General features: G+C 75.8%; 20 protein-coding genes. 11 read left to right on the plus strand and 9 right to left on the minus strand.

From position 1 onward, the window contains the following. Window positions 1-47 precede the first annotated feature (47 nt). Window positions 48-1,304 (plus strand): isochorismate synthase, encoded by a 1,257-nt coding sequence (locus tag MTO91_RS23360; RefSeq protein WP_405414871.1) that lies wholly within the window; start codon window positions 48-50, stop codon window positions 1,302-1,304. Window positions 1,305-1,384: 80 nt separating this feature from the next. Here the strand turns inward: MTO91_RS23360 and menD are convergent, their stop codons facing one another. Together menD and MTO91_RS23370 are read right to left on the minus strand one after the other, a co-directional pair. Further along, on the minus strand, window positions 1,385-3,073 hold the full coding sequence (menD, locus tag MTO91_RS23365; protein ID WP_476652732.1) for a 2-succinyl-5-enolpyruvyl-6-hydroxy-3-cyclohexene-1-carboxylic-acid synthase: 1,689 nt from the start codon (window positions 3,071-3,073) through the stop codon (window positions 1,385-1,387). 95 nt (window positions 3,074-3,168) lie between these two features. Further along, entirely contained in the window at window positions 3,169-3,888 is a 720-nt protein-coding gene (locus MTO91_RS23370) for a PIG-L deacetylase family protein (protein ID WP_251786729.1), read from the minus strand. Between the two features lie 243 nt (window positions 3,889-4,131). Here MTO91_RS23370 and MTO91_RS23375 point away from each other — a divergent pair, with 243 nt between their 5' ends. The 3 genes from MTO91_RS23375 (at window position 4,132) to MTO91_RS23385 (ending at window position 7,911) form a co-directional block, all read left to right on the plus strand. Then, window positions 4,132-5,409 (plus strand): MFS transporter, encoded by a 1,278-nt coding sequence (locus MTO91_RS23375; RefSeq protein WP_251786793.1) that lies wholly within the window; start codon window positions 4,132-4,134, stop codon window positions 5,407-5,409. Window positions 5,410-5,509: 100 nt separating this feature from the next. Then, window positions 5,510-6,244, plus strand: a complete 735-nt coding sequence (locus tag MTO91_RS23380) for a dienelactone hydrolase family protein (RefSeq protein WP_208818956.1) — start codon at window positions 5,510-5,512, stop codon at window positions 6,242-6,244. Window positions 6,245-6,264: 20 nt separating this feature from the next. After that, complete coding sequence (locus MTO91_RS23385) at window positions 6,265-7,911, plus strand: ABC-F family ATP-binding cassette domain-containing protein (protein WP_208818955.1); 1,647 nt, start codon at window positions 6,265-6,267, stop codon at window positions 7,909-7,911. 54 nt (window positions 7,912-7,965) lie between these two features. Here the strand turns inward: MTO91_RS23385 and MTO91_RS23390 are convergent, their stop codons facing one another. From MTO91_RS23390 to MTO91_RS23405, 4 genes are all read right to left on the minus strand, one after another. Beyond that, window positions 7,966-8,283 carry an adhesin gene (locus tag MTO91_RS23390; RefSeq protein ID WP_073576881.1) on the minus strand — a complete coding sequence of 106 codons (318 nt, stop codon included), beginning with the start codon at window positions 8,281-8,283 and terminating at the stop codon, window positions 7,966-7,968. Between the two features lie 187 nt (window positions 8,284-8,470). Then, on the minus strand, window positions 8,471-9,295 hold the full coding sequence (locus MTO91_RS23395; protein ID WP_208818954.1) for an aldo/keto reductase: 825 nt from the start codon (window positions 9,293-9,295) through the stop codon (window positions 8,471-8,473). Between the two features lie 76 nt (window positions 9,296-9,371). After that, window positions 9,372-10,217, minus strand: a complete 846-nt coding sequence (locus MTO91_RS23400; protein ID WP_476652734.1) for a patatin-like phospholipase family protein — start codon at window positions 10,215-10,217, stop codon at window positions 9,372-9,374. An 86-nt stretch (window positions 10,218-10,303) separates the two neighbouring features. Further along, the gene (locus MTO91_RS23405) at window positions 10,304-13,234 is read right to left on the minus strand and encodes an FAD-binding and (Fe-S)-binding domain-containing protein (RefSeq protein WP_476652736.1); all 2,931 of its coding nucleotides are present in this window, start codon (window positions 13,232-13,234) and stop codon (window positions 10,304-10,306) included. Window positions 13,235-13,371: 137 nt separating this feature from the next. Here MTO91_RS23405 and MTO91_RS23410 point away from each other — a divergent pair, with 137 nt between their 5' ends. Next, entirely contained in the window at window positions 13,372-13,581 is a 210-nt protein-coding gene (locus tag MTO91_RS23410; RefSeq protein ID WP_476652738.1) for a hypothetical protein, read from the plus strand. 17 nt (window positions 13,582-13,598) lie between these two features. Then, complete coding sequence (locus MTO91_RS23415; protein WP_073576551.1) at window positions 13,599-14,501, plus strand: 1,4-dihydroxy-2-naphthoyl-CoA synthase; 903 nt, start codon at window positions 13,599-13,601, stop codon at window positions 14,499-14,501. 4 nt (window positions 14,502-14,505) lie between these two features. On the opposite strand, the gene MTO91_RS23420 is transcribed toward MTO91_RS23415, so the two are convergent. Then, complete coding sequence (locus tag MTO91_RS23420) at window positions 14,506-14,763, minus strand: hypothetical protein (RefSeq protein ID WP_251786733.1); 258 nt, start codon at window positions 14,761-14,763, stop codon at window positions 14,506-14,508. Between the two features lie 176 nt (window positions 14,764-14,939). Between MTO91_RS23420 and menE the strand changes: the two genes are divergently transcribed. The 3 genes from menE (at window position 14,940) to MTO91_RS23435 (ending at window position 19,079) form a co-directional block, all read left to right on the plus strand. Next, complete coding sequence (gene menE, locus MTO91_RS23425) at window positions 14,940-16,178, plus strand: o-succinylbenzoate--CoA ligase (RefSeq protein WP_476652740.1); 1,239 nt, start codon at window positions 14,940-14,942, stop codon at window positions 16,176-16,178. 226 nt (window positions 16,179-16,404) lie between these two features. Further along, the gene (locus tag MTO91_RS23430) at window positions 16,405-18,072 is read left to right on the plus strand and encodes a hypothetical protein (RefSeq protein WP_476652742.1); all 1,668 of its coding nucleotides are present in this window, start codon (window positions 16,405-16,407) and stop codon (window positions 18,070-18,072) included. A gap of 134 nt (window positions 18,073-18,206) precedes the next feature. After that, window positions 18,207-19,079 carry a 1,4-dihydroxy-2-naphthoate polyprenyltransferase gene (locus MTO91_RS23435; protein WP_476652744.1) on the plus strand — a complete coding sequence of 291 codons (873 nt, stop codon included), beginning with the start codon at window positions 18,207-18,209 and terminating at the stop codon, window positions 19,077-19,079. An 86-nt stretch (window positions 19,080-19,165) separates the two neighbouring features. On the opposite strand, the gene MTO91_RS23440 is transcribed toward MTO91_RS23435, so the two are convergent. Next, on the minus strand, window positions 19,166-19,642 hold the full coding sequence (locus MTO91_RS23440; protein WP_476652746.1) for a DUF4229 domain-containing protein: 477 nt from the start codon (window positions 19,640-19,642) through the stop codon (window positions 19,166-19,168). A gap of 300 nt (window positions 19,643-19,942) precedes the next feature. Here MTO91_RS23440 and MTO91_RS23445 point away from each other — a divergent pair, with 300 nt between their 5' ends. Beyond that, on the plus strand, window positions 19,943-20,155 hold the full coding sequence (locus MTO91_RS23445) for a BldC family transcriptional regulator (RefSeq protein ID WP_073576557.1): 213 nt from the start codon (window positions 19,943-19,945) through the stop codon (window positions 20,153-20,155). An 85-nt stretch (window positions 20,156-20,240) separates the two neighbouring features. After that, a complete protein-coding gene (locus tag MTO91_RS23450; RefSeq protein WP_062398018.1) occupies window positions 20,241-20,474 on the plus strand; it encodes a hypothetical protein in 234 nt (77 codons plus the stop codon). A 128-nt stretch (window positions 20,475-20,602) separates the two neighbouring features. Here the strand turns inward: MTO91_RS23450 and MTO91_RS23455 are convergent, their stop codons facing one another. Beyond that, the gene (locus MTO91_RS23455; RefSeq protein WP_476652748.1) at window positions 20,603-22,909 is read right to left on the minus strand and encodes a nucleotide-binding protein; all 2,307 of its coding nucleotides are present in this window, start codon (window positions 22,907-22,909) and stop codon (window positions 20,603-20,605) included. Between the last annotated feature and the right edge of the window lie 7 nt (window positions 22,910-22,916).

A 22,916-nucleotide genomic window follows, 5' to 3' on the forward strand; every position in this document is an offset into this window, starting at 1 on the left:
CCACCCTGGCGCCCGCCCCGGCCGAGGAAGTTGCCTACTCTCGAAGGGTGACCGTCGCACCGGCCAGCACCGCGTTGCGCGTCCGGACACGCCCGCTGCGGCTCGACGGGCGGCTGCTGGACGTGCTGCCCGCCGACGCCGGGGCGCTGTCCTGGGTGCGCCAGGGCGAGGGCGTGGTCGGCTGGGGCGAGGTCGCGCGGTTCACCGCGTCGGGACCCGAGCGCTTCGCCGAGGCCGACCGCTGGTGGCGCCGCGTGGTCGACCGGCTCGACGCCGGCGCCGGCTACGACGACGTCCGCCTCCCCGGCACCGGCGCCCTCGCGTTCGCCTCGTTCACCTTCGCCGACGGCTGCCCGGGCTCGGTGCTCGTCGTGCCGCAGGTGATCGTCGGGCGGCGCGGGCACCGCGCCTGGATCACCGAGATCACCCCCGCCGACGCCCCGGAGACCCCGGGCAGGCTGCCGGTCCCGTCGCCGGTGCGCCCCAGCGGACGCCTGCGCTACGCCGACGGCCAGGTGTCCGCGCACCGGTACCGGGCCGCCGTCGCCGCGGCGGTCGGGCGGATGCGCGACGGGGAGCTGGAGAAGGTGGTGCTCGCGCACGACCTGCTCGCCGTCGCCGACCGCCCGCTGGACCCCCGGTTCCTGCTCCGCGGCCTCGCCCGGCGCTACCCGACGTGCTGGAGCTACGCCGTCGACGGCCTGGTCGGCGCCACCCCCGAGCTGCTGTTGCGGCTGCGCGGGCGGACCGTGGAGTCGCGGGTGCTGGCGGGCACGATGTGGCCCGGCTCCGGACCGGACGGCGACACCGCGGGCGCGCTGATCGGCTCGTCGAAGGACCGCCGCGAGCACGCCTACGCCGTGGACTCCCTCGCTGCGTCGCTGCGCCCGCTGGTAGCCGAGCTGCACGTGCCGGACGCGCCGTCGGTGCTGACCCTGCCGAACGTGTCGCACCTGTCCAGCGACGTGCACGCCCGCCTCGACCCGGCCCGGCCTGCATCGCTGCTGACGCTGATCGGAGCGGTGCACCCGACGGCCGCCGTCGGCGGCACCCCGACCCCGGACGCGACGGCGCTGATCTCCGAGATCGAGGGTCTCGACCGCGGCCGCTACGCGGGCCCGGTCGGCTGGGTCGACGCCGAGGGCGCGGGCGAGATGGGCATCGCGCTGCGCTGTGCCGAGCTGCAGGGACGCACGGCGCGGCTGTTCGCCGGGTGCGGGATCGTCGCCGACTCCGAGCCCGACGGCGAGGTGCGCGAGGCCGCCGCCAAGATGCGCGCGGTCCGCGAGTCCCTGGAGGGCTGAGCCCGGCCCGGGCCGGGCGGACGCCGTGTCCGCCGGGGCGTGGCAGCACGTGCCGCGGCGCGGACGCGGGCGGGACCGGCTCAGTCCAGCGCCGCGGCGACCACCCGGCGGAGCTCGGCGTGCGCGTCGCGTAGCCCGGCGCGGTGCGCCGCGACCCGGACCAGCCGCCGTCCCGAGCCGGGGCGGGCCGCCAGCTCGCCCGCGTCGCCGCTCCAGTCGGCCGCCCGCCAGCCCGCCGCCCGGGCCAGGGCCACGAGGTCGACGCCGGTCGGCGTGCCGAAGACGCGCTCGAAGGCGTGGGCGTGCGACGGGCCGCCCTGTTCGAGCAGGTGGAAGATGCCTCCGCCGTCGTCGTCGAGGACGGTGACGGTCAGGTCCGGGGACGGCTCCCCCGGGCCCACGACCAGTCCGGTGGAGTCGTGCAGCAGCGTGAGGTCGCCGAGCAGCAGCGCCGTCGGGCCCGGGTGGGCGAGCGCGGCGCCGAGGGCGGTCGACACCGTCCCGTCGATGCCCGCGACCCCGCGGTTCGACCGCACGGTGAGCCCGGAGCGGGGCACGGCGGCCAGCGCGACGTCGCGGACCGGGTTCGACGAACCGAGGACGAGCTGGCCGCCGTCGGGCTGGGCGGCGACGAGGTCGCGGGCCAGCCGCAGACCGGGTGCGCCGGCGGCGGTGCCGTCGTCGAGCGCGGTGTCGAGGGACGTGGCCGCGGCCCGGTCCGCGTCGCGCCAGGACCGCACCCAGTCCTCGGGCGGGGACAGCGCGGGCAGCGCCCCGACGGCCCGGACCGTGCCGGCGACGTCGGTCCACGGGGCGCCGTCCGGACCGGGGTCGGCGAACACCGCCACCGACGGGTCGGCGAGCAGCGCGGCGACGCCCCGGTGCAGGGTGGGCCTGCCGAGCACGACGACCTGGGTGGGGCGCAGCTCCGGCCGGTCGAGCAGCCACGGCCCGGTGCGCAGCGCGTGCGCCCACCAGCACGACGACGGCTCCGCGACCAGAGGGGCCCCGCCGAGCAGGCCGGGGTCCGCGGCGGGCCCGCCCGCCCCGGCGACGACGAGCGTGCGCGCCCCCGGGTCGAGCTCCAGCGGGGGCAGCGCGCGGACCGGGCGGGACACCGCGGTCCACGGCGCACCGCCGGGCCGTCCGGCGGGGAGGTCCGCTCCGGGCAGACCGGCGTCGCGGTGCCCGGTGTCCGGTCCGGCCGGGTCGTCGTCGGGCACGAGCGGGTCGGTGTAGGGCAGGTCCAGGTGCACCGGACCGGGCGCGCCCGCGCCGGCACCGACGGCCGCGGCGAGCATCCGCGCGACGACCGCCCGCCAGCGCCGCGCCTCCGGCTCGGTGGTGCCCACCGGCACCGGCAGCGCGCCCGCCCAGCGCACGGCTCCGCCGTACAGACCGGCCTGGTCGACCGTCTGGCTGGCGCCGGTGCCGACGAGCTCCGGCGGCCGGTCCGCGGTCAGGACCAGCAGCGGGACCCCCGAGTGCGACGCCTCCAGCACCGCGGGGTGCAGATTCGCCGCGGCCGTCCCGGACGTGACGACGACCGGGACCGGGCGGCCCGACGCCAGCGACAGGCCGAGCGCGAGGAAGCCCGCGGCACGTTCGTCGATGCGCACGTGCAGGCGGACCGTGCCCCGCTCGTCGGCCCGGGCCAGCGCGAACGCGGGTGGCGCGTTGCGGGAGCCGGGGCACAGGACCGCGTCGGTGACACCGGCCCGCGCCAGCTCGTCGACGAGTACGCGCGCCTGCGCGGTCGAGCCGTTCACCCCATCACCCCTCACGACGACGGTACCGGCGTACTGCCCGCGATCCCCACCGAGGCCGGTCGGCTGAGGCACGGATCATCGTCGTTCCGGCCGGTTCAGGGCCGCAGGTACTCGAACGGGGTGGCCGCGGTGGCCCCGGGCAGCTGCTCCGCCGTCCGCTCGGCGGCCGCGCGCAGGAACGTGCCGGGATCGGTCATCGGGCCGCCGCCCAGCCCGTCGAGGTAGGCGCGGTGCGCGGACAGCGACGCCACGGCGGCGTCGAGGTGCTCGGAGATGTCGACGGCGTGCCGCGCGGCGGGCGAGGAGGCCGCGGCGAGGCCGGTGACCCCGTCCCAGCGCTCCCCGGCCTCGGGGAACAGCCAGCGGTTCGCCGCGTCCCGGACGGCGTCGACCGTCGCCCGACCGACCGCGACGTGGTCGGCCTGGTTGAGCGTCCCACCGGCGTCCCAGAACTCGCGGAAGTTGCCGGTCACCACCAGCTGCGGGCGGTGCCTGCGGATCGCGGCGGCGATGTCGCGGCGCAGCGCCACCGAGTACTCGACGAGCCCGTCGGGGTGGTCGAGGAACTCGCACGTGGTGACGCCGACGGCGGCGCAGGCCGCGCGCTGCTCGGCCTCGCGCACGCGTCCGCACTCGGCGGGGTCCATCGTGTCGATGCCCGCCTCACCACGGGTGACCAGCAGGTAGACGACCTCCCGGCCCTGCGCCGTCCACCGCGCGACGGCGCCGGAACCGCCGTACTCCATGTCGTCGGGATGGGCGACGACCACCAGCGCCCGCTCGAAGTCCTCCGGCAGGGGCAACAGGTCGGCCATGTGGCCCAGTCTGCCGCGCGGCCGCGACCGGGTGTGGCCGGGCCACGTCACGGTCGGGGTACCGATGTGGCCGGAACCGGTGAAAACGGCGCACCGCGGCCCTACCGTGACGCCACCGCAGATGTCCGTCGATGGGGAGGGACCGTGTCCGACACGCACGCCGGCGCCACCGCGCCGGGATCACCGACGCCACCGGCGTCCGACCAGCCGCACACGCCGATCGCGAAGGTCGTCGCGGGGAGCATGCTGGGCACGACCGTCGAGTGGTACGACTACTTCCTCTACGGCGTCGCCGCCGCCCTGGTGTTCCCGGCGGTGTTCTTCCCCGAGTCCGACGGCGCGACCGGGACCCTGCTCTCGCTCGGCACGTTCGCGGTCGGGTTCATCGCGCGCCCGGTGGGCGGCCTGGTCTTCGGCCACTACGGCGACAAGATCGGCCGCAAGAAGCTGCTGGTCCTGTCGCTGATGATGATGGGCGCCTCGACGTTCGCGATCGGCCTGCTGCCGGCCTACGCCACGATCGGGATCGCCGCGCCGCTGCTACTCGTCGTGCTGCGGCTGATCCAGGGCTTCGCGCTGGGCGGTGAGTGGGGCGGCGCGGTCCTCATCGTCTCCGAGCACGGGAAGCCCGAGCACCGTGGGTTCTGGGCGAGCTGGCCGCAGGCCGGTGCCCCGGCCGGTCAGCTGCTGGCCAACGGCCTGCTCGCGATCATGGCGCTGGTGCAGTCCGAGGAGGCGTTCCTGGCCTGGGGCTGGCGGATCCCGTTCCTGCTGTCCGCGGTGCTGGTCCTGATCGGCCTCTACGTCCGCCTCGCCGTCGAGGAGTCCCCGGTCTTCCGGGAGGCGCAGGCCAGGGCCGCCGCACGGGCCGCGGCCGGCGAGAAGGACACCATGCCGATCCTGGACGTCCTGCGGCTCTACCCGCGCGAGGTCCTCACCGCGATGGGCGCCCGGTTCGCCGAGAACGTCTCGTACTACATCTTCACGATCGTCATCTCGACGTACGTGAAGGAGCAGTTCGGGCTGCCGTCGTCGTTCGTGCTGGGCGCGGTGCTGATCGGTGCCGCGGTGCACCTGGTGACCACCCCCATGTGGGGTGCGGTCTCCGACCGGGTCGGCCGCAAGCCGGTCTACCTGTTCGGCGCCGCCGGCGTCGGCGTCTGGGCGTTCGTGTTCTTCTTCCTGGTGGACACGCAGAGCTTCGCCCTCACCGCCGTCGCGGTGACGGTCGGGCTGGTGCTGCACGGCGCGATGTACGGCCCGCAGGCGGCGTTCCTGTCCGAGCTGTTCGGCACCAAGGTGCGCTACTCGGGCATCTCGATCGGCTACCAGCTGGCGTCGGTGTTCGCGGGCGGCCTGGCCCCGCTGATCGCGGCGTCGCTGCTGGTCGCGACGGGTACCGGCTACTCGATCGCGGTGTACATCGCGGTCGCGTCGGTGGTCACGATCATCGCCGTGGCGAGCTACTCGGAGACCCGTACCCGGCGCCTCGACGAGGACGACGCACTGACCAGGACCTGATCCGGTACGTACCACCCGAACCGCGCCGCGGTCCGGCGGAACGCCTCCCGGGGGCGTAGAACGGGTGCGACCCGTCGATCACCCCCGGGAGGCCGGACCCGTGCCGCGCACCGACTTCACGATCAGCACCCCCGACGGCGACGCCGCCGCCACCCTGCACACCCCCGACGGCGACGGCCCGTGGCCGGGCGTGCTCCTCTACCCCGACGCCGGCGGTGTCCGGACGGCCATCCACGACATGGCCGCGCACCTGGCGTCGCTCGGCTACGCGGTGCTGCTGCCCGACGTCTACCACCGGCACGGCGACTGGGCCCCGTTCGACTTCGCCACCGTGTTCTCCGACCAGCCCGAGCGGGCCCGGCTGATGGGGATGGTGAGGTCGCTGACGCCCGAGTTCGTCGCCGTCGACGCCGAGGCGTGGGTGACCGCGCTGCTGGAGCGGCCCGAGGTCGGCGGCAGGGCGGTCGGCACCACCGGCTACTGCATGGGCGGGGTGATGAGCCTGCGCACCGCCGCGACGCAGCCGGAGCGGGTCGCGGCCGCGGCGTCGTTCCACGGGGGCAACCTCGCCACCGACGACCCGGCCAGCGTGCACCGGCTCGCCGACCGCATCCGGGCCGAGGTGTACGTGGCCGGCGCCACCGACGACGACTCCTTCCCCGACGAGCAGAAGCAGCGCCTCGGCGACGCGCTGTCCGCGGCCGGGGTGTCGGCGACCCTGGAGACCTACCCGGCGGCGCACGGTTTCGCGGTGCCGGACGCCCCCACCCACGACGACGACGCCGAACAGCGGCACTGGGACGCCCTGCACCGGCTCTTCGGGGCGAACCTGTAGGGGTAGCGTCTGCGCTCGAGATGAGCGCGACCCTTCACGTGACGGGCCTGGCCGCCGGCCACGGCGACCGACCCCTGTTCTCCGGGCTGGACCTCGTCGTCGCGCCCGGCGACGTCATCGGGCTGGTCGGTGCCAACGGCGCCGGCAAGTCCACCCTGCTGACGGTGCTGGCCGGCTCGCGGCCCCCGGACGACGGGTCGCTGACCCTCGCCCCGCCCGACGCGACCGTCGGGCACCTGCCGCAGGAGCCCGACCGGCGTCCCGGGGAGACGGTCGCCGGGTTCCTGGCGCGCCGGACCGGCGTCGCCGACGCACAGGCGACGATGGACGCCGAGGCGGAGGGGCTGGCGTCGGGCACCCCCGGCGCCGACGACCGCTACGCCGCCGCGCTGGACCGCTGGCTGGCCCTCGGCGGCGCGGACCTCGACGAGCGCTCCGGCGAGGTGCTGCGCGAGGTCGGGCTCGCGGTCGGCCCGGACGCCCCGATGACCGGGCTGTCCGGCGGGCAGGCGGCGCGGGCGAACCTCGCAGCGCTGCTGCTGTCCCGCTACGACCTGCTGCTGCTCGACGAGCCCACCAACGACCTCGACCTCGACGGCCTGGAGCGGCTGGAGCGGTTCGTGGGCGGCCTCGCCCGGCAGGGCACGCCGACGGTGCTGGTCAGCCACGACCGGGAGTTCCTGGCGCGCACGGTGAACCGGATCGTCGAGCTGGACCTGGTCCAGCAGCGGATCGACGTCTACGACGGCGGCTACGAGTCCTACCTCGCCGAGCGCGAGGTCGCCCGCCGGCACGCCCGCGAGGACTACGAGGAGTACGCCGACAAGCTGGGTGGCCTCAAGCAGCGCGCGGTCATGCAGCGCAACTGGATGGCCCAGGGCGTGCGCAACGCCCGGCGCAAGACGAAGGACCCGGACAAGAACGTCCGCGCGCAGCGCCAGGAGTCCAGCGAGAAGCAGGCCGCGAAGGCCCGGCAGACCGAGCGGGCGATCGAGCGGCTGGAGGTCGTGGAGGAGCCCCGCAAGGAGTGGGAGCTGCGGATGGAGATCGCCTCCGCACCCCGGTCCGGGTCGGTCGTCGCGCGGGCCGACGCCGCCGCCGTGCGGCGCGGGGACTTCGCGTTCGGTCCCGCGACGGTGCAGGTGGGCTGGGCGGACCGGGTCGTCGTCACCGGCGCGAACGGGGCGGGCAAGTCGACGCTGCTCGGGCTGCTGCTCGGCCGGATCACCCCGGACTCGGGCTCGGCGGGGCTCGGGTCGGGGGTGCTGGTCGGCGAGATCGACCAGGCCCGCGGCGCCTTCCTCGGGGACGCGACGCTGCTGCGCGCGTTCGGCGAGCAGGTGCCCGACTGGCCCGAGTCCGAGGTGCGGACGCTGCTCGCGAAGTTCTCCCTCGGCGCGGACCAGGTGCTGCGGACGGCGTCGTCGCTCTCGCCGGGCGAGCGGACCCGCGCCGCGCTGGCGCTGCTGCAGGCGCGCGGGGTGAACCTGCTGGTGCTCGACGAGCCGACCAACCACCTCGACCTGCCCGCCATCGAGCAGCTGGAGCAGGCGGTCGAGGACTTCGACGGGACCGTCCTGCTGGTGACCCACGACCGGCGGATGCTCGACACGGTGCGCGCCACCCGCCGCTGGGACGTCCGCGACGGGACCGTCACCGAGCTGTGAGACGGGCGTGGCCCCACCGGATGTCCGGCGGGGCCACGCAGTGCGTCGGGTGGGTCAGGCCTGGACGGTGTCCGGGGCCTCGGGCTGCTCGACGATCGCGAAGCGCAGCTCCTGCTCGCCCTGCTCGGTCGCCACGGGCTGGACGTCGAGCACCTTGTCGTCCAGGAGCTCCGCCGCGGCCGGCTCGAGGAACACGGTGATGCCCTCCCCGCGCAGCACGGTGTCCTGCGCGTCGGCCTCCTGCGCGAGGGCCAGTTCGAGGCCCTGCGCCGGGTCGGTCGCGGAGATGCGCAGGCCGCCGTCGTCGGGCAGTTCCGCGTCGGTGCTCAGGGTCTTGATCGCCTCGGCGGCGTTCTCGGTGATCGCCAACATCGTCCCCACCGTACGGGCGCACGCGCACACGTCCACCGCGCCGGCCCGTCCGCGTCCCCTGTCGGGTGGTCCGTGGCGCCGTGCCCTCCGCACATGCCGCACTGTGACACCCGTCACCCCCACCGACGACGACGGCCCGGTGCCCCTCACGGAGAGGGGCGCCGGGCCGTGGCGCGCGGGGTGCGGATCAGCCGAAGTCGTCGGGGTCCGGGCCGATGCGCTCGCCGGTGTGGAGCTTCTCGACGGCGGCGATGTCGTCCTCGCTCAGGGCGAAGTCGAAGATCTCGGAGTTCTCCTTGATCCGCTCCGGGTTGTTCGACTTGGGGAACACGATGTTCCCGAGCTGGATGTGCCAGCGGAGCACGACCTGCGCGGCGGACTTGCCGACCCGCTCGGCGATCTCCTTCAGCTCGGGCGCGTCGAGCAGGCCCTTGCCCTGGCCGATCGGGCTCCACGCCTCCAGCGCGATGTCGTGCTGCTGGAGGTACTCGCGGAGCTCGCGCTGCACCAGGTGCGGGTGGAACTCGATCTGGTTGATCGCGGGGACCGTGGAGGTCTCCGCCGCGAGCCGGTCGAGGTGGCCGGGCTGGAAGTTCGAGACGCCGATCGACAGCGCCTTGCCCGCCTTCTGCGCGTCCTCGAGTCCCTGCCAGGTCTCGACGTAGCGGTTCTCCTTCGGACGCGGCCAGTGGATGAGGTACAGGTCCACGTGGTCGAGGCCGAGCTTGGTGAGGCTCTCGTCGAGCCTGCTCACCGCCGACTCCCGGCCGTGCCCGTCGTTGTTCAGCTTGGTGGTGATCCACAGTTCGTCGCGCGGGATGCCGGAGTCGGCGATGGCCTTGCCGACGCCCTCCTCGTTGCCGTACATCTGCGCGGTGTCGATGTGGCGGTAGCCGACGTCGAGGGCCGCCCTGACCTTCTCCGCGGTGTCACCGGGCTCGATCTGGAAGACGCCGAAGCCGAGCTGGGGGATCTCGCGGCCGTCGTTCAGCTTGATCGTGGGAACAGTCATGGCCCTCGGCTACCCGGGCCGTTGCGCGCTCATGCGACCCCGTGGGATCGGTCTCCGGCGGGAATACCCCGCGGGCTCAGCCCCAGACCCGCGCGATCTCGGCGGCGACGTCCGCCGCCTGCGCCCGGCCGGCCCGCGCCGACGCGGAGCGCCGCGCCGGGTCGAGCATGTTGCGCCCGAACGCCCGGCGCGACCGCCGGTCCGGTTCGACGACCGCGACCCGGGCCAGCGCACCGAGCGCCTCGGCCTGCACCCGCGGCGCCGCGGCACCGCCGAGCCCGCCGGACAGCGGCGCGAGGACGACGACACGGCCGTAGCCGGCGGCGAGGTCGGCGTTGGCCATCGAGCGGACCCCGCCGTCGATCCACCGGGTGCCCGCGGCCGTGACCGGCGGCCACACACCGGGCACCGCGCAGCTGGCGGCGACCGCGGTGGCGAGCTCGACGCCGTCGTCGCGGCCGAAGACCCGGAACCCGCCGGTGTGCGCGTCGACGGCGGTGACCCGCAGGTCGCGGTCGGCGGGCCAGTCCGCGCCGTCGAGCCGCGAGCGGATCACCGCGATCCGCTCGGCCTCGTCGACCGTGTCGGTGTCGAGGGCGAGGCGGCCGATCCGGGCCCGGACCCGGGTCGCGTCGCGCGGTCCGGAGAGCGCGGCGACGCCGTAGCGGACCGCGAGCCGCAGCCCGAGGGTCGCGGCGATCTCCCCGGACGGCGGGGTGAGCTGGGTCGCGGCGAGGGCGGCCGGGTCACGCCCGACGGCCAGGTTGGTGCCCACCACCGACCCCGCCGAGGTCCCGACGACGAGGTCGGCGTCGCGCAGGTCGACGCCGTCGGCGAGGAGCCCGGCCAGCAGTCCGTACATCCAGGCGATTCCGGTCAGCCCGCCGCCGCCCAGCACCAGCGCCCGTCGGTCGTCGGCCATGGGTCCTCCTCGTCGGCGCCCTGCACGATCACCACGGGCGAGGGGTCCGGTGCCGGATCCGGCACCGGACCCCTCGCCGCCGGCGATCACCCTCGCAGGGCGCGGTAGGCGATCTGGGCCAGGTGCACCGGTTCCCGTTCCCCGGCCTGGCGGACCTGGGTGCGGCAGGAGTAGCCGTCGGCGAGCAGGTCCACGGACTCGTCGGCGGCGCGCAGCGCGGGCAGCAGGGCCCGCTCGGCGCACGCCATCGACACGTCGTAGTGGCCGTCCTCGAACCCGAAGTTGCCGGCCAGGCCGCAGCAGCCGGAGTCGAGCACGGTGGCGTCGACGCCGAGCGCGGCGAGCACCGCGCGGTCGGGCTCGGAGCCCAGTTCGGCGTGCTGGTGGCAGTGGATCTGCACCAGCGCGGCACCGTTCCCGGTCCCCGCGACGGCCGACAGCTCGTCGGCGTGCCGGGCCAGGAGCTCGGCGAAGGTCGACACCTGCCGCGCCAGCAGCGGCACCCGCGGGTCGTCGGGCAGCAGCTCCGCGGCGTCGCTGCGCAGCGCAGCGGTGCAGGACGGCTCCAGCCCGACGACCGGGATGCCGGCGTCGAGCGCCGGGCCGATCGCGCGCAGGCTGCGCGCCAGCACCCGGCGGGCCGCGGTGACCTGGCCGGTGGAGGTCCAGGTCAGGCCGCAGCACACGTTCTTCGGGGGCAGCTCGACCCGGTACCCGAGCCCGGTGAGGACCGCGACGGCGTCGGCCGCGATCTCCGGGTCGAAGTGGTCGGTGAAGGTGTCGGTCCACAGCAGCAGCGGGCCGCGGCTGCCGGGTGCGACGCCGAGGTCCGGCACCGTCGACATCGGCAGCCCGCGGGCGGCACGGGCGGTGTAGGTCTCCCGGGCGATCGGCGGGATGGCGCGACGGGCGTCGATACCGCCCGCCTTCTTCGCGACCTTCGCCAGCAGCGGCACCTGCGCGAGCCGGTTCAGCCCGTCGACGGCGGCGGCGGGCAGCACCCCGACCGCGCGCAGCCAGCGCGGGAGCGCGCCCATCGAGTAGTGCGCGCGGGGGCGCAGCTTCCGGTGGTAGCGGTTCGCGAGGAACTCGGTCTTGTACGAGGCCATGTCCACCCCGACCGGGCAGTCGGACTTGCAGCCCTTGCAGGACAGGCACAGGTCGAGGGACTCGGCGACCTCGTCGGACTGCCAGCCGTCGGTGATGATCTCGCCGTTCGCCATCTCGAACAGCAGCCGGGCGCGTCCGCGGGTGGAGTGCTTCTCCTCCTTGGTCACGTTCCAGCTGGGGCACATGACGCCCGATCCGGTGTCGACGGCGCACTTGCCGACGCCCAGGCAGCGGCGGGTGGCCCGGTGGAAGGAGCCGCGGTCGTGGCCGAAGGCCAGCTTCGGCTCGTCGGGCATGGTCGGCATGCCGAGCTGGACGCGCAGGTTCTCGTCCATCGTCGCCGGGCGCACGACGCGGCCGGGGTTCATCCGGTCGTCCGGGTCCCAGATCCCCTTGAAGTCCTCGAACGCGGAGATGATCTGCGGCGGGTACATCCGCGGGAGCAGCTCGGCGCGGGCCTGGCCGTCGCCGTGCTCACCGGACAGCGATCCGCCGTGCGCGACGACGAGGTCCGCGGCCGCGGTCATGAAGTCCCGGAAGTTCTGCACGCCGGGCTTGGTGAGCAGGTCGAAGTCGATCCGGACGTGCAGGCAGCCGTCGCCGAAGTGGCCGTAGTAGATGCCCTTGCGGCCGTGGTCCTCCAGCACCTTGTCGAACTCGCGCAGGTAGGCGCCGAAGCGCTCGGGCGGGACGGCGGCGTCCTCCCAGCCGGGCCAGGCCTCGCCGCCCTCGGGCGAGCGGGTCAGCAGGCCCGCGCCCTCCTCGCGGATCTTCCACAGCGCGGCCATCCGGGCCGGCTCGCCGACGACGACCGCACCGGTCGTGTAGGCCTTCATGGCGTCGGCGACGGCCTGCGCGGCCGCCTCGGCCTCGGCGCGGGTGGCCCCGCCGGTCTCGACGTAGAGCCAGCCCTTGCCCTCGGGGAGCATCCGGCTCGTCGTCTCGTTCGGGCGCAGGGCGCGCAGCGAGGCGATCAGCCCGGCGTCCATGCCCTCGATCGTCAGCGGCGAGTGCTCGCGGACGATCATCACGTTGTCCGCGGCGTGGTAGGCGTCGGGGAAGCCGAGCACGGCCAGCGCCCGTGCGGGCGGGGACTCGACGAGGTCGACGGTCGCGGACAGGATCGTCGCGCAGGTGCCCTCGGTGCCGACCAGCGCCTTCGCGAGGTTCACGTTGCCCGGGACGAGCTGGTCGAGGTTGTAGCCCGACACCCGCCGGGTCAGCTCGGGCACGTGCTTCTCGACGTCGTCGGCGACCCGCGCGCCCAGCGCACGCAGCGCGTCCGGGATCGCGCCGGTCTCGGTGCCGTCGCCGCCCAGCACGAGCCGCTCGCCGCGGTAGGTGAGGACCTCCAGCGATGCGACGTTGTCGACGGTCTTGCCCCAGGCCACCGAGTGCGAGCCGCAGGCGTTGTTGCCGATCATCCCGCCGATCGAGCAGCGGTTGTGCGTCGACGGGTCCGGGCCGAACGTCAGGCCGTGCGGCTTGCCGGCGTCGCGCACGGCGTCGCAGACGGCGCCGGGCTGCACGGTCGCGGTCCGGGCGTCGGGGTCCACGGACAGGATCGCGTCCATGTGCGTGCGGAAGTCCATCGCGACCGCGGTGTTGACGGCCTGGCCCGCGATGGAGGTGCGCGACCCGACCGGCAGCACCGGCACGTCGTGGGTGCGGCACACGGCGACGGCGGCCTCGACGTCGGCGGCGTCGCGCGGGCAGATCACGCCGATCGGGACGCCCCGGTAGTTCGAGGCGTCCGCCGACCACATCGCGCGGCTGCCCGCGTCGAACCGGACCTCACCGCCGATGGCGGCACGCAGATCGTTCTCCAGGGCGCGGTACGCGGTGGTCGAACGCGATCCGCCTTCGCTCCTCGCGGTGGTGGGACGCGCGGCGCTGTCGGTGGTCACGGGGCTCCTCTCGGCGCAGACTCCGGCACCTGCGACGGCCCCGGGCTGGGAGATGACGCTACCCCGCGGTCCCCGGGCCCCTCCCGTCGACGGGAGCGCGGTTGCGGTGATCCGGATCGCCTCGGCACGCTGCGTGGATGCCCCGTGACGAGCTCGCCGACACCGTGGCGCGCACCTGGGGCGCGGCCGGGGCCGGCCGGCCGGCCGCGTCGGACCGCGCCGTCGCGTGGGGGTTCGCGGTGTGCGTGCTGTCCGAGGTGTGGGACGCCGACGGCGGCACCGGGTGGCCCGGCCCGGGCCCCGCACTGGCCGTGGCCCGGCGGCTGGCGCCGCTCGTCGCGGAGTGAGTCCTTAGGGTTCGGCCATGACCGTCTCCGAGACCTTCGACCCGGACGCCTGGACGCCGGTCGACGGGTTCGACTTCCGCGACATCACCTACCACCGCGCCCGCGCCACCGGGGCCGTGCGGATCGCGTTCGACCGTCCCGAGGTCCTCAACGCGTTCCGGCCGGGCACCGTCGACGAGCTCTACCGCGCCCTGGAGCACGCCCGGACCAGCGCCGACGTGGGCGCGGTGCTGCTGACCGGGAACGGCCCCTCCCCGAAGGACGGCAAGCGCGCCTTCTGCTCCGGCGGCGACCAGCGCATCCGTGGCCGCACCGGCTACCAGTACGCCTCCGGGGACACCGCGGAGACCGTCGAGCAGGGCCGGGCCGGGCGGCTGCACATCCTGGAGTGCCAGCGGCTGATCCGGTTCATGCCGAAGGTCGTCATCGCCGTGGTGAACGGCTGGGCCGCCGGTGGCGGGCACTCGCTGCACGCCGTCGCCGACCTCACGATCGCCTCCCGCGAGCACGCCCGCTTCAAGCAGACCGACGCCGACGTCGGCTCGTTCGACGGCGGCTACGGCTCGGCCTACCTGGCCCGCCAGGTGGGCCAGAAGTTCGCCCGGGAGATCTTCTTCCTCGGCCGGACCTACAGCGCCGAGCAGATGCACCACATGGGCGCGGTCAACGCGGTGGTCGACCACGCGGACCTGGAGACCGAGGCCCTGCAGTGGGCGACGGAGATCAACGGCAAGTCACCGCAGGCCCAGCGGATGCTGAAGTACGCCTTCAACCTCGCCGACGACGGCCTGGTCGGCCAGCAGCTCTTCGCCGGTGAGGCGACCCGGCTGGCCTACATGACCGACGAGGCGGTGGAGGGCCGGGACTCGTTCCTGGAGAAGCGGGACCCGGACTGGTCGCCGTTCCCCTGGCACTACTAGGTCGTCACTCCGCGGCGGGGCGCGGCCGGGGCACGGGGACCGGCCGCGCCGCGACGACGGCCCGCGGGCCGCTCTGCTGCGGGACGGCGACCGCCGGGCGCTGCGGCGCCGGGGCCGGGGTCACCGGGCCGGACGGCACGTCGAAGGCCAGGGCCGCGAGCTCGCCGGCGACCGCACGGTGCCCGGAGCCGGCGGGCCGGCGGCAGCGCAGCGAGCGCGGGCTGCCGGTCGGGGACGCGTCGGCGGTGGCGGTGTACGGCATGGTGAGCTCCTTCGAACCCGTGACCGGCGGGCGGGTGCGCCGCCGCTCTCACCCCCTGAGTCGGGTGGAAGGCCCCCCGCGTTGCACCTGCCTTACACCGTTCCCCGAATCTGATGAAAGACGCCGTTCGGACGCCGCTCCCGGTTGCGTGCGTCACGACAGACAGGGTTGACAGCATGACTGTGCGTGCACTTCCGGTGGACGGCTCCGCGGAGTCGGTGACCCGGCTGGCGGCCGCGCTGCGGGCCGCCGTGGACGGCACGGGTCCCGCGGTGCTGCCCGTCCGGGCCGAGCCGGGCCCGGGTCCGGGTGCCGCGGCGCCGGGCGACGCCGGGCCGGACACCGCCGGACCGGGTGCGCTGCCCGGGCCGGTGGCGCGGGCCGCCGCGGCCGGGGAGCTGCCCGACGGGCTCGCCGCCGTCGTCGCCACCTCGGGGTCGACCGGGGAGCCCAAGTACGTCGCGCTCACCGCGGACGCGCTGCGGGCCTCGGCCGCGGCGACGCACGCCCGGCTCGGCGGCCCGGGGTCGTGGCTGCTCACGCTGCCCGCCGAGCACGTCGCCGGGGTCCAGGTGGTGCTGCGCGCCCTGCTCGCAGACACGGCCTGCGTGGTCCAGGACGTCCGCGACGGCTTCCGGCCCGACGGCCTGGCCCGCGCCACCGGGCGGATGGCGCACGGCACCCGTCGCTACACCAGCCTCGTCCCGACCCAGCTGGCGCGGATCCTGGACCACGGCGGTGCCCCGCTGTACGCCCTGGCCGGGTACGACGCCGTGCTCGTCGGCGGGGCCGCACTGGACCCGCGGCTGCGCGGGCGCGCGCTCGCCGGGGGGATCCGGGTGGTCACCACCTACGGGATGAGCGAGACCTGCGGCGGCTGCGTCTACGACGGCGTCCCGCTCGACGGCGTCGAGGTCACCCTCGACCCGGCCGACGGACGGGTGGTGCTCGGCGGGCCGGTCGTCGCCGGCGGGTACCTGGGGGCGCCGGAGGCGACCGCGGAGGCCTTCGTGTCCGACGGGGGCGTCCGCCGGTTCCGGACCGGGGACCTCGGCGCGCTCGCCCCGGACGGGACGCTGACCGTCCTGGGCCGGGTCGACGACGTCGTCAACACCGGGGGCGAGAAGGTCGCACCGGCCGCGGTGGAGCGGGCGCTCCTGGCGGTCGACGGCGTCCGCGCGGCGTGCGTCGTCGGCCTCCCCGACGACGAGTGGGGCCAGATCGTGGCCGCGCTCGTGGTGCCCTCCGGGGCCGCACCGGACGATCACGCTCTGTGTGCCGCGGTCCGCGCGGCGTGCGGCCGGGCCGCCGTGCCGCGGCTGCTGCTGCGGGCCGACACCGTGCCCGAGCGCGGGATCGGCAAGCCCGACCGCACCGCCGTCGCGGAGATCCTGGCGGGGGCGCGCCGCACCTGACCGCTCACCCAGCGGAGTTGTCGGTCACGGTGGGCAGTCGGATCACGGCGTTGCGTCACGGTCTCCACCACCCGATCCGTGTACACACCTTGGAGTTGGTTCACGCAGCGTGCGTTGCGCGCACCCCTGAGATCGAGTGTGCTTCGACCACTGGCGACACAGAGCCCTCACCCATCACAGGGCTCCCCGTCGTCACACGAGTCACAGCGATCAGCGGGGGTTGTCCATGCGCAGCATCACGCGGGCCGGGCTGCGGGCCATCGGTCTGCTCGCCGCGACCGGCGCGCTCTGTGCCGCCGCCACGGTCCCGGCGATGGCCGACGAGCCGGGCACGACGTGGCAGCCGGAGCTGAGCGAGGGCACCGGCAACGGTGTCGTCGTCTCGCCCGACGGGGCCCGGTTCGACCGGTCGACGGCCTTCGGTGCCCCGGCCGACGAGGGGGACACGGAGTCCTCCGCGGACCCGGCCGAGGTGGTCCCGACCGGGCTGCTGACCCTCGCGCCGCGCACCCTGGACACCCCGACCCGGGAGGTCGACTCCCGGCTCGTCGCGGACACCCCGCCCGGCTCGACGGCGTCGGTCGACGTCCGCGGGAAGCGGGCGGGCGGTGGGTGGACCGAGTGGATCCCCGCCCAGGACTCCCGCACCGAGCTGCCGGAGGCCGTCACCGAGGTGCAGGGACGCCTGGTCCTCACCGCCACCGGGGCGGCCGACCCGACCGTCCGGGAGCTCACCCTCACCGCGACGCCCGGCTCCGGCGCCGAGAGCGAGCCGGTCACCGAGGCCGCTCCGCGCAGCTACTCGGTGTTCGCCACCCGCGAGGGGCTCGTCGGCGGCACCACCGCGAACGGCCACAAGATCGTCGACCGGGACCGCTTCGTCGCGCTGCCCTCACGCCGGGCACTCTCGGCCAACGGCAAGACCGACTACTCGGTCAAGGTCTGCGCCCCCAACGGACGCTGCGCGATCGCCCCGGTCTGGGACATCGGCCCGTGGAACACCAAGGACGACTACTGGAACCCGTCGAACCAGCGGGAGATGTGGAAGGACCTGCCCCAGGGCGTGCCGCAGGCCGCGGCCGCGCGCAACGGGCACAACGGCGGCAAGGACCAGTTCGGGCGCCGGGTCGCCAACCCGGCGGGCATCGACCTGGGCGACGGCATCTTCTGGGACGTCCTCGGCCTGAAGGACAACTCCCAGGTCCAGGTCGACTACCTGTGGACCGGGTCGCAGCGGCTGTCCGCGATCCGCACCGAGGGCACCCCGGACATCCAGATCCTCGCCCGGCCCGAGGCGGGCGCGGAGTCGGTCGGGATCGCCGTCGACGCCACCGAGGTGCCGGTGCAGTGCACCTCCGGCGCGTTCGTCCGGATCGGCGACGGCCAGTACCTCCCGGCGACGGCGTTCACCGGGCTGCCGGGCGACGTCCCGGCCTGCGACGCGGCGGCACCGTCCGCACCCGCCGCACCCTCGCCCGCTGCACCCACCGCGCCCGACGCCGCCCCCGCTCCGTCGGCCCCCGGCACTCCCGCGGCTCCCCCGGCACCCGGCACTCCCGCAACTCCCCCGGCGCCCGACACCTCCGCGGCTCCCGCGGTGCCCGACGCCTCCGCCGCGGCCGGCGGCTCGCCGGCTCCGGTACCGGCCGTCCCCGCCGCACCGTCCGGTGCCACCCCGTCCGCGCCGGCACCGTCCTCCTCGACGCCGTCCGCACCGTCCGCGGCGACGGGGCCGGGAGCCGGGGCACCGGCCGCCGGCGGGGCCACGGCGGGCACCCCCTCACCCGGGTCCACCACCGCGACCACACCCGCGACCGGCGTCCCCAGCGGCGACAACCAGGCCGCCCGCGTGACCCCCGGCTCGGCCCAGCGGGCGCCCTCCGGCACCTCCTGACCGTCCTGCCCGGCAGCCACACCCCTGCGCCGGTCCGCACACCCGTTGCCGCGGGTGTGGCGACCGGCGCAGGGGTGTGGCCGTGCCGTGGGACGGCTCCGTCGGACGGCGGCGCGGCGGGATAGGTTGCCGGGGTGGCCACCACGGCAGAGTGGGTCGAGGGTGCGCGGCCGCGCACCCTCCCCACCGCGATCTCCCCCGTCCTCGTCGGGACCGGCGCCGCGCTCGGCGTGGGCGCCCTCGCCCCCGGTTCCGCGCTGCTCGCCCTCCTGGTGGCGGTCGCGCTGGTGATCGGGGTGAACTTCGCCAACGACTACTCCGACGGCATCCGCGGCACCGACGACGACCGTGTCGGCCCCCAGCGTCTGGTCGGCTCCCGGGCCGCCGAACCGGCCACGGTGAAGGCCGCGGCGTTCGCCTGCTTCGGGGTCGCCGCCGTCGCCGGGCTGGTGCTCACGGCGGTCTCCGGCCAGTGGTGGCTGCTGCTCGTCGGGGCACTGTGCATCGTCGGCGCCTGGTACTACACCGGCGGCTCGCGGCCCTACGGCTACGCCGGGCTCGGCGAGGTCGCGGTGTTCGTGTTCTTCGGCCCGGTCGCGGTCCTGGGCACCATGCTGACCCAGGCCGGGCGCGTCGACGCCGCCGCCGTCGGGGCCGCGGCCGGTGTCGGGCTGCTGACGTGCGCGGTGCTGGTCGCGAACAACCTGCGGGACATCCCGGGCGACCGGGTCGTCGGCAAGCGGACCCTCGCGGTGCGGCTCGGGGACCACGGCACCCGGATGCTCTACCTCGCGCTGGTGCTGGTGCCGTTCGTCGTCGCGGTCGGTGCCGCGTTCGACCGGCCGGGCCTGCTGGTGGCGCTGCTCGCGCTGCCCGCCGCCGTGCGGCCGGTGCGGATCGTGCTCGGCGGGGCACAGGGCCCCGCGCTCATCCCGGTCCTCAAGGACACCGGCCTGCTCCTGCTGGCCTGGGGCGTCGCGGCGGCGGTCGGGTTCGCGTTCGGCTGACCGATCCCGGCGCCACCGCCGCACACCCCCGGCCGACGCGCCCCGGGTCGATCCGCCCCGCCCCACGTCGGACCGGGCCCGGACCGTCAGCGGGTCGGGCCGTCGCCCTCCGACGGGACCGGGTCGGACCCGGCCGGCACCTCGGCGCCGTCCGCACCGGCCGTGGGAGGCGGGGCCGCGACGGTCGACGACGCGGACGGCGCGGCGGGGGCGCCCGGGGACGCGGGCGCGGCGGGCGTGTCCGGCGACGGCGGCGGGCCGACGTCGCCGCGCAGCTGGGCCCGCAGCGACGCCCGCTCGGACGACCGGCGGGCCGTCGACGCGGCGATCGCCCGGTCCAGCCGCTCCCGCAGCCCGCGGAACAGCACCATCGACAGCGGCAGTGCGACGACGAGCGCCACGAGCAGCGCGACGAGCCACGGCACGCCGATCAGCGCGAGGACGACCGTCAGCACGGCGAGCAGACCGAGCCGCGCGAGCGTGTAGAGCGCCACCGTGGTGGCCAGCCCGGGCTCACCGGCGCGCTCCCGCGCCGCGGCCTGCGGCGGGGTCGGAGACGTCATGGCCTCCAGGGTACGGGCCGGACCGGCCGGATCACGGCTGCCCGGTTCCACCCGCCCCCGTCCCGGACGTCCGGATCGCGACCACCCGCCCGGGCGGCGGTCCCTCCCCGGGCGTCCCCGACTGTCCGGTTCGAGGCGTTCACCGGCTTTGCCCTTTAAGAACCCTTTACTCACACAACACCGTTCGAGTACCCGGGGTCTGAGGTGTCACGATGGCCCGGAAACCGAGAGCGGTACCCGGCCGGATGCCTCCGGCGAGCACCGTGACACATACTCCACGTGCACTTCGGGAGGATCCCCATGGCAGCTCCGACTCAGGCACCCGAGCGTCTCCTCACCCCGGGCGAGGTGGCCACGCTCTTCCGCGTCGACCCCAAGACCGTGACCCGCTGGGCCTCGGCCGGGCGGATCGGCTCGATCCGTACGCCGGGCGGCCACCGTCGGTTCCGCGAGTCCGAGGTCCGTGGCCTGCTGGCCGACCTGACCAGCGAGGCGAACACCGGTCTCCGCTGATCCGGAGGGCACACATGGGGTGAGGGTCTCGACTTCACCCGTACGTCAGGCCACCTTCGCTACGCTGGACAGCGGAGGTGGCCTGATGTTGTTCTTCCTGATCCTTCTCGTCGGCGCGGCCGTGGTCGCGGTGCTGCTCGTGCGGACCCTGCGGTCCGAACAGGTGGTCTCCGACCGCATCCCACGCGCGGAGTTCCCCTGGTCGTCGGGCCAGCGGGCCGAGAAGCCGCGCGCGACCGGCCCCGACGACGACCCCGACTTCCTGCGCGAGCTCGACGAGAAGGTGCGCAACCAGGAGGACCCGCCCGAGCGCCCCTGAGCGGGTCGCGCCGGCCGGCACCTCCCCCAACACGCCTTTACCGAAGGGCGGTCCACCCACCGGGCGGACCGCCCTTCGGTGTCTCCGGTCACGTCCGGGTCGGCGACGGGGGCCGTCGCGGCCCGGGATCAGACCGGGAAGCCGTCGGCGACGGCCGCCGCCAGCTCCAGCAACGCCGTCCGGGTCGTCTCCTCCAGGCGCTCCAGGTCGATCTCCGCGCCCTCCTCCAGGTGCGGGTCGAATGGCACCTTCACCACGGCCCGGCACCGTCCCGAGAAGTGCTCGGCGACGCGGTCCAGGTCCACCCCGCCACCGGCACGCCGGTAGACGGTGTTGATGACGACGACGGCGTTGCGGACCAGCGCCCCGTAGCCGTGGGCGTCGAGCCAGTCCAGGGTCGCCGAGGCGCTGCGGGCGCCGTCGATCGAGCCCGACGACACGACGACGATCTGGTCGGCCATCCCCAGCACGCCGTACATCGCAGAGTGCATCAGACCGGTGCCGCAGTCGGTCAGGACCAGGTTGTAGAAGTGCTCCAGCAGGTCGACCGCGCGCCGGTAGTCGTCCTCGCTGAACGCCTCCGACACCGCCGGGTCCTGCTCGCTGGCGAGCACCTCGAGCCGGGACACGCCCTGCGAGGTGTAGGCGCGGACGTCGCTGTAGCGGCGGACCCGGTCGGCGTCGCGCAGCAGGTGGCGGACGGTCGCGGTGGTCTCCAGCGGGATCTTCTGGCTCAGCGTGCCGCGGTCGGGGTTGGCGTCGACGGCCACGACCCGGTCGCCACGGTGCGACGCGAACGTGGCCCCGAGGGTCGCGGTGACCGTCGTCTTCCCGACCCCGCCCTTGAGGCTCAGCATCGCGATCTTGTGCGAGCTGATCAGCGGCCGGTTCGCGCGGGCCACGAGGTCGCGCCGGTGCAGCTCCGCGGGGCTCTCCCCCGGGTTCACCAGGCCACCGGTGAGCACGTAGACCCAGCGACGCCACCCGCTCGCCGGCGGACGGCCCGCGCTGCCGTGCCCCGTGCGCGAGGGCGCGAGGTCCAGCCCGCCGTGCGGCTCGTCGCCGCGGCGGTGCTGCGCGGCCCGGGCCTCGATCGCCTCGGGGGCCGTCCAGCGGGGCCGCTTCACCCCCGTCTGCGGGCGGCCGCGCGGCGGGGTGAGGGTGCGCTGGGGCCCGGTCTCCGCGGACTCGTCGTCCCAGGCGGCGCGCCAGGGACGTTCCCCCTGGCGGGGGCGCCGGTCGTCGCGGGAGCGCTCCGTCCGGGGGGTGCCGGTCCGGGCCCCCCGGCCGGGGCCACTGCCGGTTGCGGAGGGCCCGGCGACGGCGGTCCCGTCCTCCCGCGCGGTCGCCGGGCGCCGGGCGGTCTCGGCGGGCCGTGCCGGCCCCGTGTTCCCGGAGCCCTCGCCCGGCGCCGGTTCCGGGGCCGGACCGGCGGAGGACGGGTACCCGTCCCGCACCGCGCGGCCGCCGTGCCCCGCGTGCGCCGGACCCGCAGGATCCGTGGGCGCCGGAGCGGCGGGGTCGGAGTGCGGCGGATCGGCGGACACGGGCGCGTCGTCGTACCCGGCGGCCGCGGTGCGGCCCGGGGAGTCGTACCCGGCGGCCGCGGTGCGGCCCGGGGACTCGTCCCGGGAGGCCGTGGCGCGGTCCGGGAGGTCCGGGCCCGCGGCGCCGCCGTCCGGCGGGTGCCCGGGGGCCGTGGTGTCACCGTCCGCGGAGTGCCCCGGGGCCGCATCGCCGTCCGGGGGGTACCCGGCGGGCGTGTCGCGGTCCGGGGGGTACCCGTGAGTCGTGTCGCGGTCGCCGGTGTCGTCCGCCGCGCGGCCCGCGGACCGGTCGGCGCGCCAGATGAGGTCCGCGTCGGGGTCGTCGTCGGGCACCGCGGAGGCGGGCACGGCCCACCACGGCTCGGGGTCGGCGCCCGCGGCACGGTAGAGACCGGTGTCGTCGGGGCCGTGGTCCTGCACGGCCGGGTCCGGGGCGGCGTCGTCGCGGCGGTGCCGGGGGTCGCCCGCAGAGGCCGGGGCGGGCTCGTCGTCGGGGTCGGCGACGGTCGCGGCGCCGGAGGAGGCCGGGCGCGGGGTCTCGCGCAGGGCGGACAGGTCCATCCCGTGCGGCGGGGTGGACGGGTCGATCTCGTCGACCAGGTCGTCGTCGATCTCGGGCAGCTCGCTGCCCCACGCCGAGCCCGCCGGCGGGGTCTGCGTCCCGACGGCCGCGCGGCCCGGGGCGGGCGCCGACGCGGCGCGTTCGGCGGCCGACGGGGTCCGCGGCGGCGTGGCACCGGCGTCGGGGACCGGCTCCGCAGCGTCGTCACCGCCGGTCCGCCTGCGCCGTCCGAAGGACCGGCCGGGGGACTCCGTCGTGGCCCAGCGCTCCCGCACGTAGCGGCCCACCGAACCGTCGGGCTGCTCGCCGGAACCGTTCTCACTCACGGGAAAC

The organism is Pseudonocardia sp. 2-7, assembly GCF_056341085.1.